This is a genomic window from Pseudomonas sp. W22_MBD1_FP4, from assembly GCF_052113765.1.
GTDB classification, from domain to species: domain Bacteria; phylum Pseudomonadota; class Gammaproteobacteria; order Pseudomonadales; family Pseudomonadaceae; genus Aquipseudomonas; species Aquipseudomonas sivasensis.
The window spans coordinates 126114-145642 of record NZ_JBGQOI010000009.1 but is presented as its reverse complement, the minus strand read 5'-3'; the positions used below and the strand labels follow the sequence as shown (position 1 = coordinate 145642).

General features: G+C 57.4%; 17 protein-coding genes. 1 reads left to right on the top strand and 16 read right to left on the bottom strand.

Translation table 11 applies throughout. From position 1 onward, the window contains the following. Positions 1–82 precede the first annotated feature (82 nt). The 16 genes from dnaE to rpsB all read right to left on the bottom strand — a co-directional run bounded on the left by dnaE (position 83) and on the right by rpsB (position 18322). Positions 83–3604 (bottom strand): DNA polymerase III subunit alpha, encoded by a 3522-nt coding sequence (dnaE, locus tag ACEN2T_RS13980; RefSeq protein ID WP_032891643.1) that lies wholly within the window; start codon positions 3602–3604, stop codon positions 83–85. A 75-nt stretch (positions 3605–3679) separates the two neighbouring features. After that, entirely contained in the window at positions 3680–4312 is a 633-nt protein-coding gene (gene rnhB, locus ACEN2T_RS13975) for a ribonuclease HII (RefSeq protein ID WP_032891644.1), read from the bottom strand. Further along, a complete protein-coding gene (lpxB, locus tag ACEN2T_RS13970) occupies positions 4309–5448 on the bottom strand; it encodes a lipid-A-disaccharide synthase (RefSeq protein WP_032891645.1) in 1140 nt (379 codons plus the stop codon). Before lpxB ends, rnhB begins: the two co-directional genes overlap by 4 nt. Positions 5449–5450: 2 nt before the next feature. Continuing rightward, positions 5451–6227: an acyl-ACP--UDP-N-acetylglucosamine O-acyltransferase gene (lpxA, locus tag ACEN2T_RS13965; protein ID WP_032891646.1), complete on the bottom strand. Its 777-nt coding sequence runs from the start codon at positions 6225–6227 to the stop codon at positions 5451–5453. Beyond that, a complete protein-coding gene (gene fabZ / locus ACEN2T_RS13960) occupies positions 6224–6664 on the bottom strand; it encodes a 3-hydroxyacyl-ACP dehydratase FabZ (RefSeq protein ID WP_003172281.1) in 441 nt (146 codons plus the stop codon). Before fabZ ends, lpxA begins: the two co-directional genes overlap by 4 nt. A 110-nt stretch (positions 6665–6774) precedes the next feature. Next, entirely contained in the window at positions 6775–7830 is a 1056-nt protein-coding gene (lpxD, locus tag ACEN2T_RS13955) for a UDP-3-O-(3-hydroxymyristoyl)glucosamine N-acyltransferase (protein ID WP_442116869.1), read from the bottom strand. Positions 7831–7833: 3 nt separating this feature from the next. Continuing rightward, complete coding sequence (locus ACEN2T_RS13950; RefSeq protein ID WP_003172279.1) at positions 7834–8337, bottom strand: OmpH family outer membrane protein; 504 nt, start codon at positions 8335–8337, stop codon at positions 7834–7836. Between the two features lie 45 nt (positions 8338–8382). Next, positions 8383–10770 (bottom strand): outer membrane protein assembly factor BamA, encoded by a 2388-nt coding sequence (gene bamA / locus ACEN2T_RS13945; protein ID WP_095184009.1) that lies wholly within the window; start codon positions 10768–10770, stop codon positions 8383–8385. Between the two features lie 74 nt (positions 10771–10844). After that, positions 10845–12197 carry a sigma E protease regulator RseP gene (gene rseP, locus ACEN2T_RS13940; RefSeq protein WP_442116868.1) on the bottom strand — a complete coding sequence of 451 codons (1353 nt, stop codon included), beginning with the start codon at positions 12195–12197 and terminating at the stop codon, positions 10845–10847. A gap of 53 nt (positions 12198–12250) precedes the next feature. Then, complete coding sequence (gene ispC / locus ACEN2T_RS13935) at positions 12251–13441, bottom strand: 1-deoxy-D-xylulose-5-phosphate reductoisomerase (RefSeq protein ID WP_095184007.1); 1191 nt, start codon at positions 13439–13441, stop codon at positions 12251–12253. Continuing rightward, entirely contained in the window at positions 13438–14247 is an 810-nt protein-coding gene (locus ACEN2T_RS13930; RefSeq protein ID WP_032891652.1) for a phosphatidate cytidylyltransferase, read from the bottom strand. The genes ispC and ACEN2T_RS13930 overlap by 4 nt, the downstream gene beginning before the upstream one ends. Further along, positions 14248–15003 carry a polyprenyl diphosphate synthase gene (gene uppS / locus ACEN2T_RS13925; RefSeq protein ID WP_032891653.1) on the bottom strand — a complete coding sequence of 252 codons (756 nt, stop codon included), beginning with the start codon at positions 15001–15003 and terminating at the stop codon, positions 14248–14250. 16 nt (positions 15004–15019) lie between these two features. Then, on the bottom strand, positions 15020–15577 hold the full coding sequence (frr, locus tag ACEN2T_RS13920; protein ID WP_016974404.1) for a ribosome recycling factor: 558 nt from the start codon (positions 15575–15577) through the stop codon (positions 15020–15022). Continuing rightward, complete coding sequence (pyrH, locus tag ACEN2T_RS13915) at positions 15574–16317, bottom strand: UMP kinase (RefSeq protein WP_003189161.1); 744 nt, start codon at positions 16315–16317, stop codon at positions 15574–15576. The genes frr and pyrH overlap by 4 nt, the downstream gene beginning before the upstream one ends. A 211-nt stretch (positions 16318–16528) precedes the next feature. Beyond that, the gene (tsf, locus tag ACEN2T_RS13910; RefSeq protein WP_032891654.1) at positions 16529–17392 is read right to left on the bottom strand and encodes a translation elongation factor Ts; all 864 of its coding nucleotides are present in this window, start codon (positions 17390–17392) and stop codon (positions 16529–16531) included. 192 nt (positions 17393–17584) lie between these two features. Beyond that, a complete protein-coding gene (rpsB, locus tag ACEN2T_RS13905; RefSeq protein ID WP_003189158.1) occupies positions 17585–18322 on the bottom strand; it encodes a 30S ribosomal protein S2 in 738 nt (245 codons plus the stop codon). Positions 18323–18709: 387 nt separating this feature from the next. Between rpsB and map the strand changes: the two genes are divergently transcribed. Next, complete coding sequence (gene map, locus ACEN2T_RS13900; protein ID WP_032891656.1) at positions 18710–19492, top strand: type I methionyl aminopeptidase; 783 nt, start codon at positions 18710–18712, stop codon at positions 19490–19492. Positions 19493–19529: the final 37 nt, after the last annotated feature.

The window sequence follows — 19529 nt, the reverse complement described above, 5'->3', positions numbered from 1 at the left end:
TTGTCTGTTCGCGCCCTACCTTAAGGGAGAGGCGCGTTCAGGTCGAGATTAAATGTTCAGCCGAGGTCAGACGTTCTGACCGTCAGCGGTATTGGAGGAAGACGTTGTCTCGACCGAACTGGTCACGCAAAGCTTGAATCAAGCCATCAGCCGGATCAATTCGCCAGGTCTCGCCGAACTGCAACATCGCCTTGGCGTCGTCGCCGGTGTACTCCATGGTCACCGGGCATGCACCACGGTGACGCTTGAGCAAGTCCCCCAGCCAGCGTAGCTGATCGCCCTTGAGCGCCTCGGTCTTGACCTTCAAGCGCAGGCTTTCAGCCAGGTTGGTGCGCGCATCTTCCATGCTCATCACCCGCTTGATACGCAGGCGCAGGCCACCGGAGAAGTCATCGTTGCTGACCTCCCCTTCCACAACCACCATGGCATCGGTCTGCAGCAGCGACTGCGCCGAATGGAAGGCATCGGCAAACAGCGAAGCTTCGATACGGCCCGAGCGGTCATCGAGAGTGATGAAACCCATCTTGTCGCCCTTCTTATTTTTCATCACCCGCAGGGCGATAATCATGCCTGCGACGGTTTGGGTGTCCCGCGCCGGTTTCAGGTCGATGATGCGCTGACGGGCGAAACGGCGGATCTCGCCTTCGTATTCGTCAATCGGGTGACCGGTGAGGTACAGGCCCAAGGTGTCTTTTTCACCCTTGAGGCGCTCCTTGAGAGTCAACTCTTTGGCCTTGCGGTGATTGCCGTACACGTCCGCGTCTTCTTCGACGAACAACCCGCCAAACAGGTCGGCGTGGCCGCTGTCATGGGTACGGGCGGTCTGCTCGGCAGCTTTGATCGCTTCTTCCATGGCAGTGAGCAGCACCGCGCGGTTGCGGTCGATATTTGCCTGGTAGGCCTTCGGTTCATCGTGAAAGTAAGGGCCGAGACGGTCCAGCGCACCGCTGCGGATCAAGCCATCAAGGGTTCGCTTGTTGATGCGCTTGAGGTCAACCCGCGCGCAGAAGTCGAACAGATCCTTGAACGGCCCGTCCTGACGCGCTTCGGTAATCGCCTCCACTGGGCCTTCGCCCACGCCTTTGATCGCACCCAGGCCATAGATGATGCGGCCTTCGTCATTCACCGTGAACTTGAACTCCGAGGCGTTCACGTCAGGCGCGTCTAGGCGCAGCTTCATGGTGCGCACTTCCTCGATCAAGGTCACAACCTTGTCGGTGTTGTGCATGTCCGCAGAAAGTACCGCAGCCATGAACGGCGCCGGGTAGTGGGCTTTCAGCCAGGCGGTCTGGTAAGACACCAGACCGTAGGCGGCGGAGTGAGATTTGTTGAAACCATAACCGGCGAATTTTTCCACCAGGTCAAAAATGTTACCGGCCAGATCGGCGTCGATATTGTTGGTGGCGCAACCCTCAATGAAACCGCCGCGCTGCTTGGCCATTTCCTCGGGTTTCTTTTTACCCATGGCTCGACGCAGCATGTCCGCACCGCCGAGGGTGTAGCCCGCCATTACCTGAGCGATCTGCATCACCTGTTCCTGGTACAGGATGATGCCGTAGGTTGGCGCCAGCACAGGCTTGAGGCCTTCGTACTGGTAGTCGGAGTGCGGGTAGGCCAGTTCGGCGCGGCCGTGCTTACGGTTGATGAAGTCGTCAACCATGCCCGACTGCAGCGGACCAGGACGGAACAGGGCCACCAGTGCGATCAAGTCTTCCAGGCAGTCGGGTTTGAGCTTTTTGATCAGCTCTTTCATGCCCCGCGACTCAAGCTGGAACACAGCTGTTGTTTCAGCTTTTTGCAGCAATTGGTAAGTCGGCTTGTCATCCAACGGGATGAACGCAATATCCAGCGGCTCTTCGTCGACCTTGGCGCGCTCGCGGTTGATGGTCTTCAGCGCCCAGTCGATGATCGTCAGGGTCCGCAGGCCGAGGAAGTCGAACTTCACCAGGCCGGCCGCCTCAACGTCGTCCTTGTCGAACTGGGTAACCAGGCCGCCGCCTTCTTCATCGCAATAGATCGGCGAAAAGTCAGTGAGTTTGGTCGGCGCGATCACTACGCCACCGGCGTGTTTACCGACGTTACGCACGATACCTTCGAGCTTGCGCGCCATGTCCCAGATCTCGGCGGCTTCCTCATCGATCTTGATGAAGTCACGCAGGATTTCTTCCTGCTCGTAGGCCTTTTCCAGGGTCATGCCGACTTCGAACGGGATCATCTTCGACAGCCGGTCGGCCAGGCCGTAGGACTTGCCCTGCACCCGGGCCACGTCGCGGATTACAGCCTTGGCCGCCATGGAACCGAAAGTGATGATCTGGCTTACCGCGTTGCGGCCGTATTTCTCGGCCACGTATTCGATCACGCGGTCGCGACCGTCCATGCAGAAGTCGACGTCGAAGTCGGGCATGGAAACCCGTTCCGGGTTCAGGAACCGTTCGAACAGCAAGTCATATTCAAGAGGGTCGAGGTCGGTAATCTTCTGCACATACGCCACCAGCGAGCCGGCACCCGACCCACGGCCAGGGCCTACGGGCACGCCGTTGCTTTTAGCCCACTGGATGAAGTCCATTACGATCAGGAAGTAACCGGGGAACCCCATCTGGATGATGATATCCAGCTCGAAATTCAGCCGGTCAACATACACCTGGCGCTTGGCTTCGTAATCTTCAGTGGTGTCCTTGGGCAACAGCACGGAAAGCCGTTCTTCCAGGCCATCGAACGACACCTTGCGGAAATATTCATCGATGGTCATGCCATCGGGAATCGGGAAGTTGGGCAGGAAGTGCGTACCCAGCTTCACTTCAATGTTGCAGCGTTTGGCGATCTCGACAGAGTTTTCCAGGGCCTCGGGCAAGTCGCTGAACAACTCGGCCATCTCTTCGGCGCTTTTGAGGTATTGCTCTTCGCTGTAATTTTTCGAGCGACGCGGGTCATCCAGGGCCCGGCCTTCACCGATGCACACACGGGTTTCGTGGGCTTCGAAATCTTCTTTCTTGATAAAGCGCACGTCGTTGGTGGCGACCAGTGGCGCGCCCAGCTTTTCGGCCAGGGCAACGGCGGCGTGCAGATGTTCTTCATCATTGGGGCGATTGGTGCGCTGCACTTCAAGGTAGAAACGGTCGGGGAAGACCTGCATCCACTCCTTCGCCAGCACTTCGGCTTCCTGGGGATTACCCCCCAGCAGTGCGAGACCAATCTCCCCCTCTTTAGCGGCCGACAGCATGATCAGGCCTTCGCTGGCCTCGGCAACCCATTCACGCTCGATAATGATCGAACCGTTGCGTTGACCATCGATGAAGCCACGGGAGATCAGTTCAGTGAGGTTGCGATAACCCACGCCGTTCATCGCCAAAAGGCTGATGCGGCTCAGCGCGTTATCCGGATCTTTGTTGGACAGCCACAGGTCGGCGCCGCAGATAGGCTTGATGCCGGCCCCCATCGCGTTCTTGTAGAACTTGACCAGGGAACACATGTTGTTCTGATCGGTAACCGCCACCGCGGGCATGTTCATGCCCACCAGGGTTTTGACCAGAGGCTTGATCCGTACCAGGCCGTCGACCAGGGAGTACTCAGTGTGCAGGCGTAGGTGAACGAATGAAGCCGGCATAGTGATCCTGTCTTATACGTGGAAACAACAAGGCCCGGATTGTACCGGGCCTTGGCAAAAACATCAGCCTCGCGACTACACCTCGCTGAGACTCTCCCGCGCTTCGTAAGCCAGGCGCACCGGGGCAAACGAGCGGCGGTGGATAGGCGTGGGGCCGAGGCGGGCCAGGGCTTCCAGATGAACGGGCGTCGGATAGCCTTTGTGACCACCGATGCCGTAGCCGGGATAGATCAACTCGAACGCGGCCATTTCCCGGTCACGACTGACCTTGGCCAGGATCGATGCCGCTGCGATGGCCGGAACCTTGCTGTCACCTTTGACCACCGCCTCGGCCGGCATCGCCAATTTAGGGCAGCGGTTACCGTCGATCATCGCCAGTTTGGGTGTGATGTGCAGGCCTTCAACAGCACGCTGCATGGCAAGCATGGTGGCGTGGAGAATGTTCAGCTCGTCGATTTCTTCGACTTCGGCCCGGGCGATATGCCAGCTCAGGGCTTTTTCACAAATCTCGTCGTAGAGCTTTTCGCGACGAGCTTCGGTGAGCTTCTTCGAATCGTTGAGGCCAAGGATCGGACGGTTCGGGTCAAGAATCACAGCTGCGGTGACCACCGCACCGCAGAGGGGACCGCGCCCTACTTCATCAACACCGGCCACCAGTTCATGGGCTTGTGCAACCAGGCTGAAATCCAGGCCCATCTGCGTACTCATAACGTTTCCTGTTTGTGGCCGATCAAACTCAACACGGCGTCTGCTGCCTGGTTCGACGCATCACGGCGCAGGGTGCGATGAATCTCATCAAACCCTCGGGTCTGCTCTTCGCCGCCATCGATCAGGGGCAGCAGTGTCTGCGCCAAGGCCTCCGGTGTCGCATCGTCCTGCAGCAACTCCGGCACCAACAAGCGCTGGGCCAGCAAATTGGGCAAAGAGATATAGGGGCTTTTGACCATGCGTTTGAGAATCCAGAACGTCAGCGGTGCCAGGCGATACGCCACAACCATCGGACGCTTGTACAACAAGGCTTCCAGGGTTGCCGTGCCTGAAGCAATCAGCACCGCATCGCAGGCCGCCAATGCCAGGTGCGATTGACCATCAAGCAATGTCAACGGCAGGTTACGACCTTCCAGCAGCGTTTCGATCTGTGCGCGACGCTGTGGGCTTGCACAGGGCAGTACGAAACGCACACCTGGCTTCAAGGCTTGCAGGCGCTCGGCGGCATCGAAGAACACGCTGGCCAGCCGACCGACTTCTCCCCCCCTGCTGCCCGGCATCAACGCGACGAGCGGGCCATCGGGCAAGCCCAACTGCCCACGGGCCGCCACGCGATCGGCCTGCAAAGGGATGTCGTCGGCGAGCGTATGCCCAACGAACCGTACCGGCACGCCCTTTTCTTCGTAGAACCTGGCCTCGAACGGCAACAGGGTGAGCATCAGGTCACAGCCTTCACGGATCTTCAGCACACGCTTTTGTCGCCACGCCCACACGGAGGGGCTAACGTAGTGCACGGTTTTGATCCCGGCCTGACGCAGCTTGAGTTCGATATTGAGGGTGAAGTCCGGTGCATCGATTCCGATAAAGACGTCGGGTTTTTCTTCGATCAGGGTCTGAATCAGCAGCTTGCGGCGCGCCAACAGCTCACGCAGGCGACCCAGCACTTCCACCAACCCCATAACCGACAGGCGCTCCATGGGGAAATAGGAAGTGAGGCCTTCAGCCTGCATCAATGGGCCACCAACACCGATGAATTCAACCGCCGGATGCTGGGCCTTGAGGGCCCGCATAAGACCTGCGCCCAGGATATCGCCGGAAGCTTCTCCGGCCACCAGCGCAATTCGCAGATTAGCCATGATCAGCGAGTGATGCCGCGAGTCGACGCCTGGATCGAATCACGGAACACCGCGACTTCCGGGAACAACGCTGCCGGCTCGGTCAGTTGGGTCAACGCCTGATCTACTGTCAGCCCCTGGCGATAAACCACCTTATAGGCACGACGCAGTGCGTGAATGGCCTCTTCACTGAAACCACGACGGCGCATGCCTTCGAAGTTCATGCTGCGAGCTTCAGCGGGGTTGCCGAACACCGTGACGAACGCCGGGACGTCCTTGCCGATGGCGGTGCCCATGCCGGAGAAGCTGTGGGCCCCAATGTGGCAGTACTGATGGACGAGCGTGAAGCCTGAGAGGATTGCCCAATCGTCGACGTGCACGTGGCCAGCCAACGCCGTGTTGTTGACCAGGATGCAGTGGTTGCCGATCACGCTGTCATGCCCGATATGGGCATAGGCCATAACCAGATTGTGATCACCCAGTGTGGTCTCGGCACGATCCTGCACGGTGCCACGGTGAATGGTCACGCCTTCACGGATGATGTTGTGATCACCGATTACCAAGCGTGTTTCTTCACCCTTGTACTTCATGTCCGGGGTGTCTTCGCCTACCGAGGAAAACTGGTAGATGCGGTTGTGTTTGCCAATGCGGGTCGGACCTTTGAGGATCACGTGCGGCCCGATGACAGTCCCCTCGCCGATTTCCACACCTGCGCCGATGATCGACCAGGGGCCGACCTCAACGTCGGCGGCCAGTACGGCCGACGGATCGATGATTGCGCGAGGGTCAATCAAACTCATAGTTTGCGTTCCGCGCAGATGATCTCGGCAGAGCACACTGGCTTGCCGTCTACCGAGGCCTGGCATTCGAACTTCCAGATCTGGCGCTTGCAGCTGATGAATTTGGCTTCCAGGATCAACTGGTCACCCGGAGTAACCGGGTTGCGAAAGCGCAGCTTGTCGGAGCCCACGAAATAGTAAAGCGTGCCGTCGGCAGGCTTAAGGTCAAGCATTTTGAAACCAAGGATACCGGCAGCCTGGGCCATCGCTTCGATGATCAACACGCCCGGCATGATGGGATGCGCGGGAAAGTGACCGTTGAAGAACGGTTCGTTGATGCTGACATTCTTGTAGGCACGAATGCGCTTTTCCTCAACATTGAGGTCCACTACGCGGTCCACCAGCAGGAACGGGTAACGGTGAGGCAGGTATTCGCGAATCTCGTTGATGTCCATCATTTCGGGGGGAAGCCTGTAATAAAGATTGGGGGCGGGCGACTAAACGCACGCCCCGCTAGCAAATCAAGGAGGCAGTCTAGCGGCTGTGCACACTTGATATGGAAATGGTATCAGCCTTCAGATGAAGCATTACCGCCAGGGGTCACGTCCCCAACACGCTTTTCCAGCTGTTTGAGACGTCGAGCCATGTCGTCGAGCTGCCTCAAACGTGCCGCACTCTTGCGCCATTCAGCCGCAGGCTGCATGGCGGTACCGGATGAATAGGCCCCAGGCTCGGTAATCGAGTGAGTGACCATGGTCATTCCGGTGATAAAAACGTTGTCGCAAATATCAATATGCCCCACCAGACCGACACCACCGGCGAGCATGCAATGCTTGCCGATTTTGGTGCTGCCGGAAATCCCCACGCATGCAGCCATGGCGGTGTGATCGCCAATCTGTACGTTGTGAGCAATCTGGATCTGGTTGTCGAGCTTCACACCGTTGCCGATCACGGTATCGGCCAAGGCCCCGCGATCGACAGCTGTATTAACACCAATTTCCACGTCGTCGCCGATCAAAACGCCGCCGACCTGGGCAATCTTGTTCCAGATACCTTTGGAGTTGGCAAAGCCGAAGCCTTCCCCTCCGATCACCGCACCTGACTGGATAACCACCCGCTCACCGATACGCACATCGTGGTAAAGGGTAACGCGAGGTGCCAGCCAACCATCGGCACCGATTTCACAACGCGCACCAATAAAGCAATGCGCACCAACAGTTACACCGGCCCCAATGCGCGCACCACTCTCGATCACCGCAAAAGCGCCAATGCTCGCCGCAGGATCAACGCGGGCATCATCGGCGATCACCGCCGACGGGTGAATGCCGCTGGATGCCTTGGGTTTTGGATCAAATAGGTGCGAAACCTGCGCATAGGCCAGATACGGGTCAGCTACCACCAGCGCATCCCCGGCAAACCCTTCGGCGTCAGCTGCCTTGAGCAATACGGCTGCGGCTTGGCTATCGACGAGGTATTTACGGTATTGAGGGTTTGCGAGGAAGCTCAACTGAGATGGGCCAGCCTCCTGCAAGGTGGCTAGCCCAGTAATTTCCTTCTCCTGGGAGCCACGCAAGGTGGCCCCCAGGAACTCGGCCAACTCGCCGAGCTTGATAGTCGCGGTCATGGCTTACTTCAGCTGGTTCATGCGCTCGATCACCTGGCGGGTGATGTCGTATTGAGGTTTGACGTCAATCACTGCGCCACGCTCGAACACCAAGTCAAAGGCACCTTTCTTGATGACCTCTTCCACAGCGCTGTCGAGTTTCGGCTTGAGCTGCTTGAGCATTTCACGGTCGGCAACAGCCTTGGCTTCGTTCAGCTCCTTGGATTGGAACTGATAGTCACGGGCCTTTTGCTTGAACTCAAGCTCCAGACGCTCGCGCTCGCCTTGCTGCATTTTGTCCCCACCCGCTACCAGACGATCCTGGATGCCCTTGGCGCTGCTTTCCAGCGTCTTAAGCTTGGTCAGTTGCGGACCGAATTTCTTCTCGGCATCCACGGCGTATTTTTTGGCCGCATCGGATTCCAGCAATGCCATCTGATAGTTCAGAACGGCGATTTTCATTTCGGCGAAGGCCGGGGTGGTCACCAGCACGGTGGCCAGCAGAACCAATTGAGTCAACTTACGCACGATGTACTCCTACAGAATCCGTTGTCGTTATCTTGGGTCAGACGCTTAGAACGTCTGGCCGAGGGAGAATTGGAAAATCTGGGTTTCAGCGTTATCCGGTTTCTTGATCGGCATGGCCAGAGCAAAGCTCAACGGACCAAGCGCAGTCACCCAAGTAACACCTACACCCACGGAGCTCGCCAGGTTGGTCAGGCTCACGTCGTTGCACTGAGTGTTGGATTTAACACCGCTCGGGTTTCTAATCTGCTCGCACTTAGAGTCGAACACGTTACCCACGTCCCAGAACACGGACGTACGCAGCGAACGCTGATCCTTGACGAATGGCAGCGGGAACAAAATCTCCGCGCCGCCCTGGATCAACACGTTACCACCGAACGGCAGTGGGTCGTTGTCGGAGTCAGCCACAGTGCCTTGGTTACCGGTTACGCCAGCACCTCGGCTCGGAGTACCACGAGGACCCAAGGTGCTGTCTTTGAAGCCACGTACGGAGTTGAAGCCACCCGCATAGTAGTTCTCATAGAACGGCAAACCATTGGTCGAACCATAACCGTCGCCATACCCCAGCTCAGTGTGCAGGCGCATGGTGTAGTTGTCGCTCAGCGGCTGGAACAACTGACCACGGTAGTCGAGCTTGAAGAACGACAGGTCGCTGCCTGGCGTAGTGGTTTCCAGAGTCAGGCTCTGGGAATGGCCACGGGTTGCCAGTACGCCTTTGTTCAGGGTCGACTCGGACCAGCCAGCAGACGCCTTGAAGTTCAGGAACTTGTCACCTTCACGACGAGTGAAGTCGAAGATTTCGTCCACGGTGTAGACACCGGTCTTGATCTCATCCTGCTGCGCAGTCAGGCCGAAGGTCAAACGCGAGGTTTCGCTGATCGGATAACCGACGTTGACACCCGCGCCAAGGCTGTCGATTGCATAGCTTGCAACGTCAACATCGAGGTCTTTGTAGTCGGTGGTGCGGTAGAAGGCGTTGTAGCCCAAGCTCACACCGTCAGCAGTCCAGTAGGGGTCGGTATAACCAAAGTTATATCGGCTCTGGTATTCGCTTCGAGTCAGGCCGATAGACACACGGTTACCGGTACCGAGGAAGTTGTTCTGGGTGATGGAACCACCGAGGATCAGACCTGCGCTTTGTGCAAAGCCGACGCTGGCAGTGATAGAACCCGATGCTTGCTCTTCTACTGCGTAGTTAACGTCAACCTGGTCATCCACGCCCGGTACAGCCGGGGTTTCAACGTTGACTTCCTTGAAGAAACCCAGGCGCTCAAGACGGGTCTTGGATTGGTCGATCAAGTACGTCGACGCCCAGCCACCTTCCATCTGACGCATTTCACGGCGCAGCACTTCATCCGCAGACTTGGTGTTGCCACGGAAATTGATACGGTTCACGTAGGCACGCTTACCTGGGTCGACCACAAAGGTAATGTCCACTGTGTGATCATCATCGTGCGGGGTCGGTACGCCGTTGACGTTGGCGAAGGTATAGCCTTCGTTACCCAGACGACGGGTGATCAGTTCGGACGTGGTGGTCATCAGCTTACGCGAGAACACCTGGTCTTTCTGCACCAGCAGCAGCGACTTGACCTGGTCTTCAGGCACTTTCAAGTCGCCGCTCAGCTTGACGTCACGAACCTTGTACTTCTCGCCTTCGTTGACGTTAACGGTGATATAGACGTGCTTCTTGTCCGGGGTGATGGACACCTGGGTCGACGCGATATCCATATTGATATAGCCACGGTCCAGGTAGTACGAACGCAGACGCTCCAGGTCACCGGAGAGTTTTTCACGGGCGTACTTGTCGTCGTTCTTGAAGAACGACAGCCAGTTGGTGGTCTTGAGCTCGAAGAGGTCGATCAGGTCGTCATCAGCAAACTTGGTGTTACCCACCACGTTGATGTGCTGAATGGCCGCCACGGTGCCTTCGTTGATGTTGACCTTGAGGCCGACACGGTTACGAGGCTGCGGGACCACTTCCGTCTCCACGGTCGCCGAGTAGCGGCCCTGAGCAACGTACTGACGCTGCAGTTCGTTACGCACACCTTCAAGAGTGGCGCGCTGGAAGATCTCGCCCTCGGCCAGGCCGGACTGCTTGAGGCCCTTCATCAGGTCTTCAGTAGAGATCGCCTTGTTACCTTCGATCTCGATACTGGCGACAGAAGGTCGCTCGACGACGGTGATGACCAAGACGTTACCTTCGCGCCCCAGTTGGATGTCTTGAAAGAAACCGGTTTTGAACAGCGCACGAGTGGATTCCACCAGGCGACGATCATCAGCCTGTTCACCGACGTTCAACGGTAATGCACCAAAGACGCTACCCGCGGAAACCCGCTGGAGGCCGTTGACGCGAATATCGGAGATGGTGAAGGACTCGGCGTGAACTTCGGCGATCATCAATACGGTGAGAACCGCAGTTAGCAGCAGACGTTTCATGAAGTCCTTTCTTATTCCAACTGGCAATAAACAAACTGCCGCAAAATGCGGCAGATTCGCAATTCAGCGAAGCGTTACAGTCGACCCAGATCGTTGACCAAGGCTAATAACATCACCCCGACAACCAAACTGATACCGATCTGTATCCCCCAACCCTGCACTCGATCTGACAAGGGGCGACCACGCACCCACTCGACCAGATAAAACAACAGATGCCCCCCATCCAGTACAGGAATGGGCAGCAAATTCAGAACACCCAGGCTAATACTCAGATAAGCCAGGAAATTCAGGAAATCCGCGACACCCGACTGGGCAGAAGCGCCCGCCACTTTAGCAATGGTTATCGGTCCACTCAAGTTTTTTACCGAGAGCTCGCCGAACAACATTTTCTTGAGGGATTCCAGGGTCAGTGCGCTCATGGTCCAGGTGCGTTTTGCACCCTCGCCAATCGCCGCCAACGGCCCGAAGCTGACCTCACGCACCATTGATGGCGGCCACTCCGGACTCTTAACGCCAGCACCCAAGTACCCCCCGGCTGCCTTGGCTTCGCCACGCACCGCCAGAGTAACGGGAACGTCGATTTGAGCACCGTCGCGCTCAATTTTCAGCACAATTTTGGTATCAGGGCGTACACGAACGAGATCGACCACTTGCTGCCATTCACCCAGCGCCTGGCCATCGAGGGCCAACAGACGATCGCCGGTTTTCAGACCTGCAGCCTGGGCTGGCCCCTTCGGATCCAGCTCGGCAAGGACCGGCGGCAGTGCCGGACGCCACGGACGAATACCCAAGGACTTGATCGGATCAGGCTCATCAGCGCCTTTGAGCCAATGATCCAAGGCCAACGACCGCGGGATTTCGGCGCTGGAGTCCTGCTCACGCACCACAACATTAACAGTGCCGCTTTCACCCAAGCGACGCACCAACTGCAAATTGACCGCCCCCCAACCCGTGGTCGGTTCGCCATCAATAGACACAATTTCCTGGCCAGCGACCAGGCCAGCCTTGGCAGCGATACTGTCCGCCTCAACGGCGCCGATAACTGGACGCACCTGCTGGCTGCCCAGCATGGCCAACACCCAGAAGAACAGCATCGCCAGCAGGAAGTTGGCGATCGGACCAGCGGCAACGATAGCGATACGCTGACGAACGGTCTTGCGATTAAAGGATTGGTCCAACTGATCAGCCGGCACTTCGCCTTCGCGCTCATCGAGCATCTTGACGTAGCCACCCAACGGGATGGCCGCAATCACAAACTCGGTGCCACGACGGTCGTGCCAGCGAACCAGCGGCATGCCGAAACCGACGGAAAAACGCAGTACCTTGACGCCGCAACGACGCGCCACCCAGAAGTGGCCGAACTCGTGGAAGGTGACCAGCACACCCAGAGCAACCAGGGTGCCGACAATCATGTAAAGCGCACTCATCTAATTTCTCCGCAATCCAATCCAGTACCCGAAGGCTCAAGCGCGCCCACAGACTAACGCGTGTTGCGGCTCAACCATTGCTCGGCCAAGGTCCGCGCCTTGGTATCTGCCTCAAATACCGCCCCGAGGTCATTTACAGCCACCACAGGCTCAAGACTCAAAACGTCCTCGATAATACTCGCGATCTGCGGAAAGCGGATGCGCCGTTCGAGAAACGCCGCCACGGCCACCTCATTGGCTGCATTGAGCATCGCTGGCGCACTGTTACCCGCCTCCGCCGCCTGCCGCGCCAAGCGCAGACAAGGAAAGCGCTGTTCGTCCGGCGCTTCAAAATCCAGGCGAGCAACTGCAAACAGGTCGAGTGGCGCCACGCCGGAATCAATCCGCTCCGGCCACGCCAGGGCATTAGCGATCGGCGTACGCATATCGGGATTGCCCAATTGGGCCAAGACTGAACCATCCACGTAGTCGACCAAGGAATGAATCACGCTTTGCGGGTGAATAACCACCTCGACCTGATCCGGCCGCGCATCGAACAACCAGCAGGCCTCGATCAATTCCAGGCCCTTGTTCATCATGCTTGCCGAATCCACGGAGATTTTGCGGCCCATGGACCAGTTCGGATGGGCGCATGCTTGATCCGGAGACACATGCTCCAGCTCTACCAACGGAGTTTGCCGGAAAGGCCCACCGGAAGCGGTCAGCAGAATCCGACGAACGCCTACCTGACTCAAGCCACGAGCGTAGTCTCCGGGCATGCACTGAAAGATTGCGTTGTGCTCACTGTCCAACGGCAACAGCACCGCACCGCTTTTACGCACCGCCTGCATAAAGAGCGCGCCAGACATCACCAGCGCTTCTTTATTGGCCAGCAGGATTTTTTTGCCCGCGTCGACGGCAGCCAAGGTTGGGCGCAAGCCGGCGGCACCGACAATAGCGGCGACTACAGTGTCCACCTCGGCATCGGCCGAGACCTGACACAACCCCGACTCGCCTACCAGCACCTGCGTGGCAAGTCCGGCAGCCCGCAGGTCATCCTGCAGGCCCTGCGCTGCCGCTGCTTCAGGCACCACAGCAAAGCGAGGCGCATGACGCACACACAGCGCCAGCAGCTCGCTCAGACGGGTGAATCCCGTCAGGGCAAACACTTGATAGCGATCAGGGTGACGAGCGATCACATCGAGGGTGCTCAACCCTACCGAGCCGGTTGCGCCCAACACGGTTACTTGCTGCAGACGGCTCACGAAGCAGTCATCCACAACAGCACGGCAAAGATCGGAATAGCAGCGGTAAGGCTATCAATACGGTCCAGCACCCCACCGTGCCCTGGCAGCAGATTACTGCTGTCCTTGACCCCGGCCTGGCGCTTAAACATGCTTTCAGTGAGGTCGCCCACGACCGAGATGAACACGACGATAGCCGTACCCAGAAGAGCCAGGAAGATGTCCGTTACTGACCAATCCCGCACCACACCGACCACCAAAGTGATCAGCAGGGTCAATGCCAGGCCGCCGTAAACCCCTTCCCAACTCTTGCCCGGACTGACTGCCGGTGCCAGCTTGCGCTTACCGAATGCACGTCCCGAGAAGTAGGCGCCGATATCTGCGCCCCACACCAGCACCATCACCGCCATGATCAGCCAATTGCCCATCGGCGAGTTCTTGATCTCCACCAACCCTTGCCAGGCTGGCAACAGAATCAATAAGCCAATCACCAACTTGCTGGCTACACTGGACCAATGACCACTGCTGCGCGGAAACGTCAACACCAGATAGGTCGCAAGCGCCCACCACAGCACCGCAGCACCCAGCACCCAAGGCACGATGATGCTCGACAGGGTGTGCATCAGAAACAGTAACACCGCTACGACAGCGGCATACACCAAGCGCGGCAATTGCGCGTTGAAACCTGCCAATCGTGCCCATTCCCAGGCGCCCAAGGTTACGACCAGCCCGATAAATAGGGCAAAACCGGACCCATCGAGCAGGAAAAACCCACATAAAGCGATCGGCAACAGGATGAGCGCTGTGATGATTCGTTGTTTAAGCATTTAAACCCGGGCTCCAGCTTCGACCTGCTCACTCGTTTTACCGAAGCGACGCTGGCGGGAAGCGAAATCGGCCAGCGCAGTACGCATGGCATCGTGTTTGAAGTCCGGCCAGAACAGGTCGGAGAAGTACAGCTCGGTGTAGGCCAACTGCCACAGCAGGAAATTGCTGATGCGATGTTCACCGCCGGTACGGATGCACAAGTCAGGCAATGGCAGGTCACCGGTCACCAGGCAGGTTTGCAACAGTTCAGGCGTGATGTCGTCCGGTCGAAGATGACCGGCTTGCACTTCGCGAGCCAGCCGCTGTGCAGCCTGGGCGATATCCCACTGGCCGCCGTAGTTGGCTGCGATCTGTAGCACAAAACGGTTTGCGCCAGCCGTGATGGCCTCCGCCTCGCGCATGGCCGCCTGCAGCTCCGGGTGGAATCGCGAGCGATCACCGATGATGCGCAGACTGATATTGTTGTCATTAAGGCGCTTCGCCTCACGACGCAACGCCTTGAAGAACAGATCCATCAAGGCGCTGACTTCTTCGGCGGGCCGCTGCCAGTTCTCACTGGAGAAGGCGAACAAGGTCAACACCTCGACCTTGGCCTCGGCACACACCTCAATCACAGCCCGCACCGCATCGACACCCGCTTTATGCCCGGCGACACCCGGCATAAAGCGTTTCTTCGCCCAGCGATTATTTCCATCCATGATGATCGCGACATGGCGCGGCACCAAAGAGGGTACAGTCTGCTTGGTCTTTTCCATGAAGGCGTCCTGACCCTTATACGGCCATCAGGTCCTTTTCTTTTTCTTCCGTGGCCTTGGTGATCTGGGCCTCGGCATCTTTGGTCAGCTTGTCGATATCAGCGACGGCGCGACGCTCTTCGTCTTCGCTGATCTCCTTGTCCTTAACCAGTTTCTTCAGGTCACCCAGGGCATCACGACGGATGTTGCGCACAGCAACGCGTGCATCTTCAGCCGCGCTACGTGCCTGCTTGGTGAAGCCCTTGCGGGTTTCTTCGGTCAAGGCAGGCATGGAGATCAGCAGCAGTTCGCCCAGGTTGGTCGGATTGAGGTTCAAGCCGGCGCTCTGAATCGCCTTGTCGACCGCAGCGAGCATGTTGCGCTCGAAAGCCACGACTTGCAGGGTGCGCGAATCTTTAACGGTAACGTTTGCCACGCCGCTCAGCGGAGTGTCAGCGCCGTAGTAAGGCACCATCACGCTGCCCAGAATACTCGGGTGCGCCTTGCCAGTACGAATCTGGCCGAATGCATGGCTCAAAGATTCCAGGGATTTCTGCATACGCGCTTGGGCGTCTTTCTTGATTTCATTGATCATTGTTGGCCTTCCTCGATCAGAGTCCCTTCCGCGCCGCCGTGTACGATATTCAGCAGGGCGCCGGGCTTGTTCATATTAAATACGCGCAGCGGCATCTTGTGGTCGCGGCACAGGCAAATAGCCGTCAGGTCCATGACACCCAGCTTGCGATCCAGCACTTCATCGTAGGTCAGATGATCGAACTTCTCGGCATGCGGGTCTTTGAATGGGTCTGCGGTGTACACACCGTCTACCTTGGTTGCCTTCAAAACCACGTCAGCGTCGATTTCGATGGCACGCAGGCACGCCGCCGAATCAGTGGTAAAGAATGGGTTACCGGTACCAGCGGCGAAGATCACCACTTCTTTTGAGTTCAAATGGCGCATGGCTTTGCGACGATCATAGTGATCGGTCACACCCACCATGGAAATAGCCGACATCACGATAGCCGAGATATTGGCACGCTCCAGGGCATCACGCATCGCCAGGGCGTTCATCACAGTGGCCAGCATGCCCATGTGGTCGCCAGTGACCCGATCCATACCGGCCGCACTCAGCGCCGCGCCACGGAACAGGTTACCGCCGCCGATCACCAAGCCGACTTGCACGCCGATGCCAACCAGTTGGCCGACTTCCAGCGCCATGCGGTCGAGCACCTTGGGATCAATCCCGAACTCTTCCGAGCCCATCAGGGCCTCGCCGCTGAGCTTGAGTAGAATGCGTTTATAGCGAGCCTGATAACCACTGCCCTGCTGAGCCATTGCGAATCTCTCCTGCGGCGTATTTTTTAAAAATTCTTGGCGAGCCGTTTACGGCTTGCGTTCACTCTAGCTGGACGCTCTCACAGCGCCATCGGAACACGGCTTTGTAAGCCAGTTCCGAGGGTAAGCCAAATTAATTCGGCCTGCCCATTTGAAAAGAGGCTGCGCGCGTGAGCGGGCAGCCTCTTTCGGGCGACAGTTGAAAACTGTCTTATTGCTTGGCGGCAGCCAGCTGGGCAGCAACTTCTTCAGCGAAGTTGTCGACCGGCTTCTCGATACCGTCGCCTACTTTGAAGTAAGTGAAGGAAACGATTTCAGCACCGGCTTTCTTAGCCAGTTCGCCAACCTTGATTTCAGGGTTCTTAACGAACGCCTGCTCAACCAGGCTTGCTTCGGCCAGGAACTTGCTAATACGGCCTTTGACCATATTTTCAACAATGTTTTCTGGCTTGCCTTTGATTTTTTCTTCGTTCAGCTGCAGGAACACAGCCTTTTCGCGCTCGATCGCTTCGGCAGAAACTTCCGAAGGCAGCAGGAACTCTGGGTTGCTGGCCGCTACGTGCATAGCGATGTCTTTAGCCAGCTCAACGTTGCCGCCCTTCAGGACAACTGCAACACCGATCTTGTTGCCGTGCAGGTAACCACCAACAACGTCACCTTCAACGCGTACCAGGCGACGGATGTTGACGTTTTCGCCAACTTTGCCGACCAGTACCAGGCGTGCAGCTTCTTGTGCCTCGATCAGCGGAGCGACGTCAGTCAGTTTGTCGTCGAACGCTTTATCAACGCTGGCAGCAACAAATGCCTTGAAGTCGTCTTGCAGAGCCAGGAAGTCGGTCTGCGAGTTCACTTCCAGCAGAACAGCAGATTTGCCGTCTTCTTTCAGAGCGATAGCGCCTTCAGCAGCCACGTTGCCTGCTTTCTTGGCAGCCTTGATTGCGCCGGAAGCACGCATGTCATCAATTGCTTTTTCGATGTCGCCGTCAGCCTTTTCCAGGGCTTTCTTGCAATCCATCATGCCTTCGCCGGTACGCTCACGCAGTTCTTTAACCAACGCTGCAGTAATTGCTGCCATTTTCAAATTCCTCTTGGATAGGTTTTCAACCATTCCACCCGATCGAACGGGGGATCAATTCTTCCCGAACCACCCTTGTAGGCCGCTGCACGTTACAGATGATGTAGCTGCGCTGCGCACAAATGGTTTTCGAGGGGGCAAAAAGGGGGCCAAGCCCCCTTTTTGCTTACTGAGTCAACGCCAGGGCGTCAATTACTCAGCTGCGGCTACCGGAGCTTCTTCAACGAACTGCTCGGTACCACCAGCAACGTGGTTGCGACCACGGATTACAGCGTCAGCCATCGAACCCATGTACAGCTGGATAGCGCGGATTGCGTCATCGTTGCCTGGGATGATGTAGTCAACGCCTTCCGGGCTGCTGTTGGTATCGACTACGCCGATAACAGGGATGCCCAGCTTGTTGGCTTCGGTGATCGCGATGCGCTCGTGATCAACGTCGATAACGAACAGTGCGTCAGGCAGACCGCCCATGTCCTTGATACCACCCAGGGAACGATCGAGCTTTTCCAGGTCACGGGAGCGCATCAGCGCTTCTTTCTTGGTCAGCTTGGCGAAAGTACCGTCTTCGGCTTGCACTTCAAGGTCACGCAGACGCTTGATGGAAGCACGGATGGTTTTGAAGTTGGTCAGCATGCCGCCCAACCAGCGGTGATCGACGTACGGCGAACCGCAACGTGCTGCTTCTTCAGCAACGATCTTGCCAGCGGAACGCTTGGTGCCGACGAACAGAATCTTGTTTTTGCCCTGGGCCAGACGCTCTACGAAAGTCAGAGCTTCGTTGAACATTGGCAGGGTTTTTTCAAGGTTGATAATGTGGATCTTGTTACGCGCGCCGAAAATGTATTTACCCATTTTCGGGTTCCAGTAACGGGTCTGGTGACCGAAGTGCACACCGGCCTTCAGCATATCGCGCATATTGACTTGGGACATGATAGTTCCTTAATAAGTCGGGTTTGGCCTCCACGTATCCCAATGACCAACCAGCGGCATCAAGGCCTCCGGCACCCAGGTCATCGTGTCGACACGTGTGTGGATTTAAGCTCTTCGGGGCATCCCCGGAAAGCGGCGCATTTTATACCACACGAAGGGCGAAAACGAAACCCGCAATCACATTTGGCGTGCGCGGCTTATGCGCAACCCTTTGAATAGAGCGGATATAGCCCCACCTTATAGAGAGAAGCGATCGTCAGGGGCTCATGATTTGCCGCCCGCGTCTGTTAGAATCGCGTTTTTTGGGGCTTTTGCGAATTCTGTAACCTTTTGTCGCGCGCCCGTAAACCGTATTGATTTCAGCGCTTCGCGCTAGAGAGAGCCTGTATGACCGTTAGTTTGAAAACCGCCGAAGACATTGCCGGCATGCGCATTGCCGGCAAACTGGCTGCCGACGTGCTGGAAATGATTGCCGAGCACGTCAAGCCGGGCGTCACCACGGACACCCTCAACCAGATCTGCCATGACTATATCGTCAATGTGCAGGGTGCCATTCCTGCGCCGTTGAATTACAAAGGCTTCCCCAAGTCAATCTGCACGTCGATCAACCATGTGGTCTGCCACGGTATTCCGTGCGACAAACCCCTGAAGGACGGCGACACCCTGAACATCGACGTCACCGTGATCAAGGATCGCTACTTCGGCGATACCAGCCGCATGTTCCACGTCGGCACCGTGCCGGTCTGGGCCGAACGCCTGTCCCAAGTCACCCAGGAATGCATGTACAAGGCGATCGAAATCGTCAAACCCGGCTGCCGCCTGGGCGATATCGGTGAAGTGATCCAGAAGCACGCTGAAAAGAACGGCTTCTCGGTGGTACGTGATTTCTGCGGCCACGGCATCGGCACCGTGTTCCATGAAGAGCCACAGATCCTGCACTACGGCCGCGCCGGCACCGGCATGGAGCTCAAGGCAGGCATGACCTTTACCATCGAGCCGATGATCAACCAGGGCAAAGCCGACACCAAGGTGCTGGGCGACGGCTGGACCGCCATTACCAAGGACCGCAAGCTTTCGGCGCAGTGGGAACACACCCTACTGGTCACCGAAACCGGCTACGAGATCTTCACCCTGCGCGCTGACGATACGATCCCACGCGTTTCGGCCTGAAGGTTGCCCAGGTTTTCCCACAGCGTGTTGTGACTGA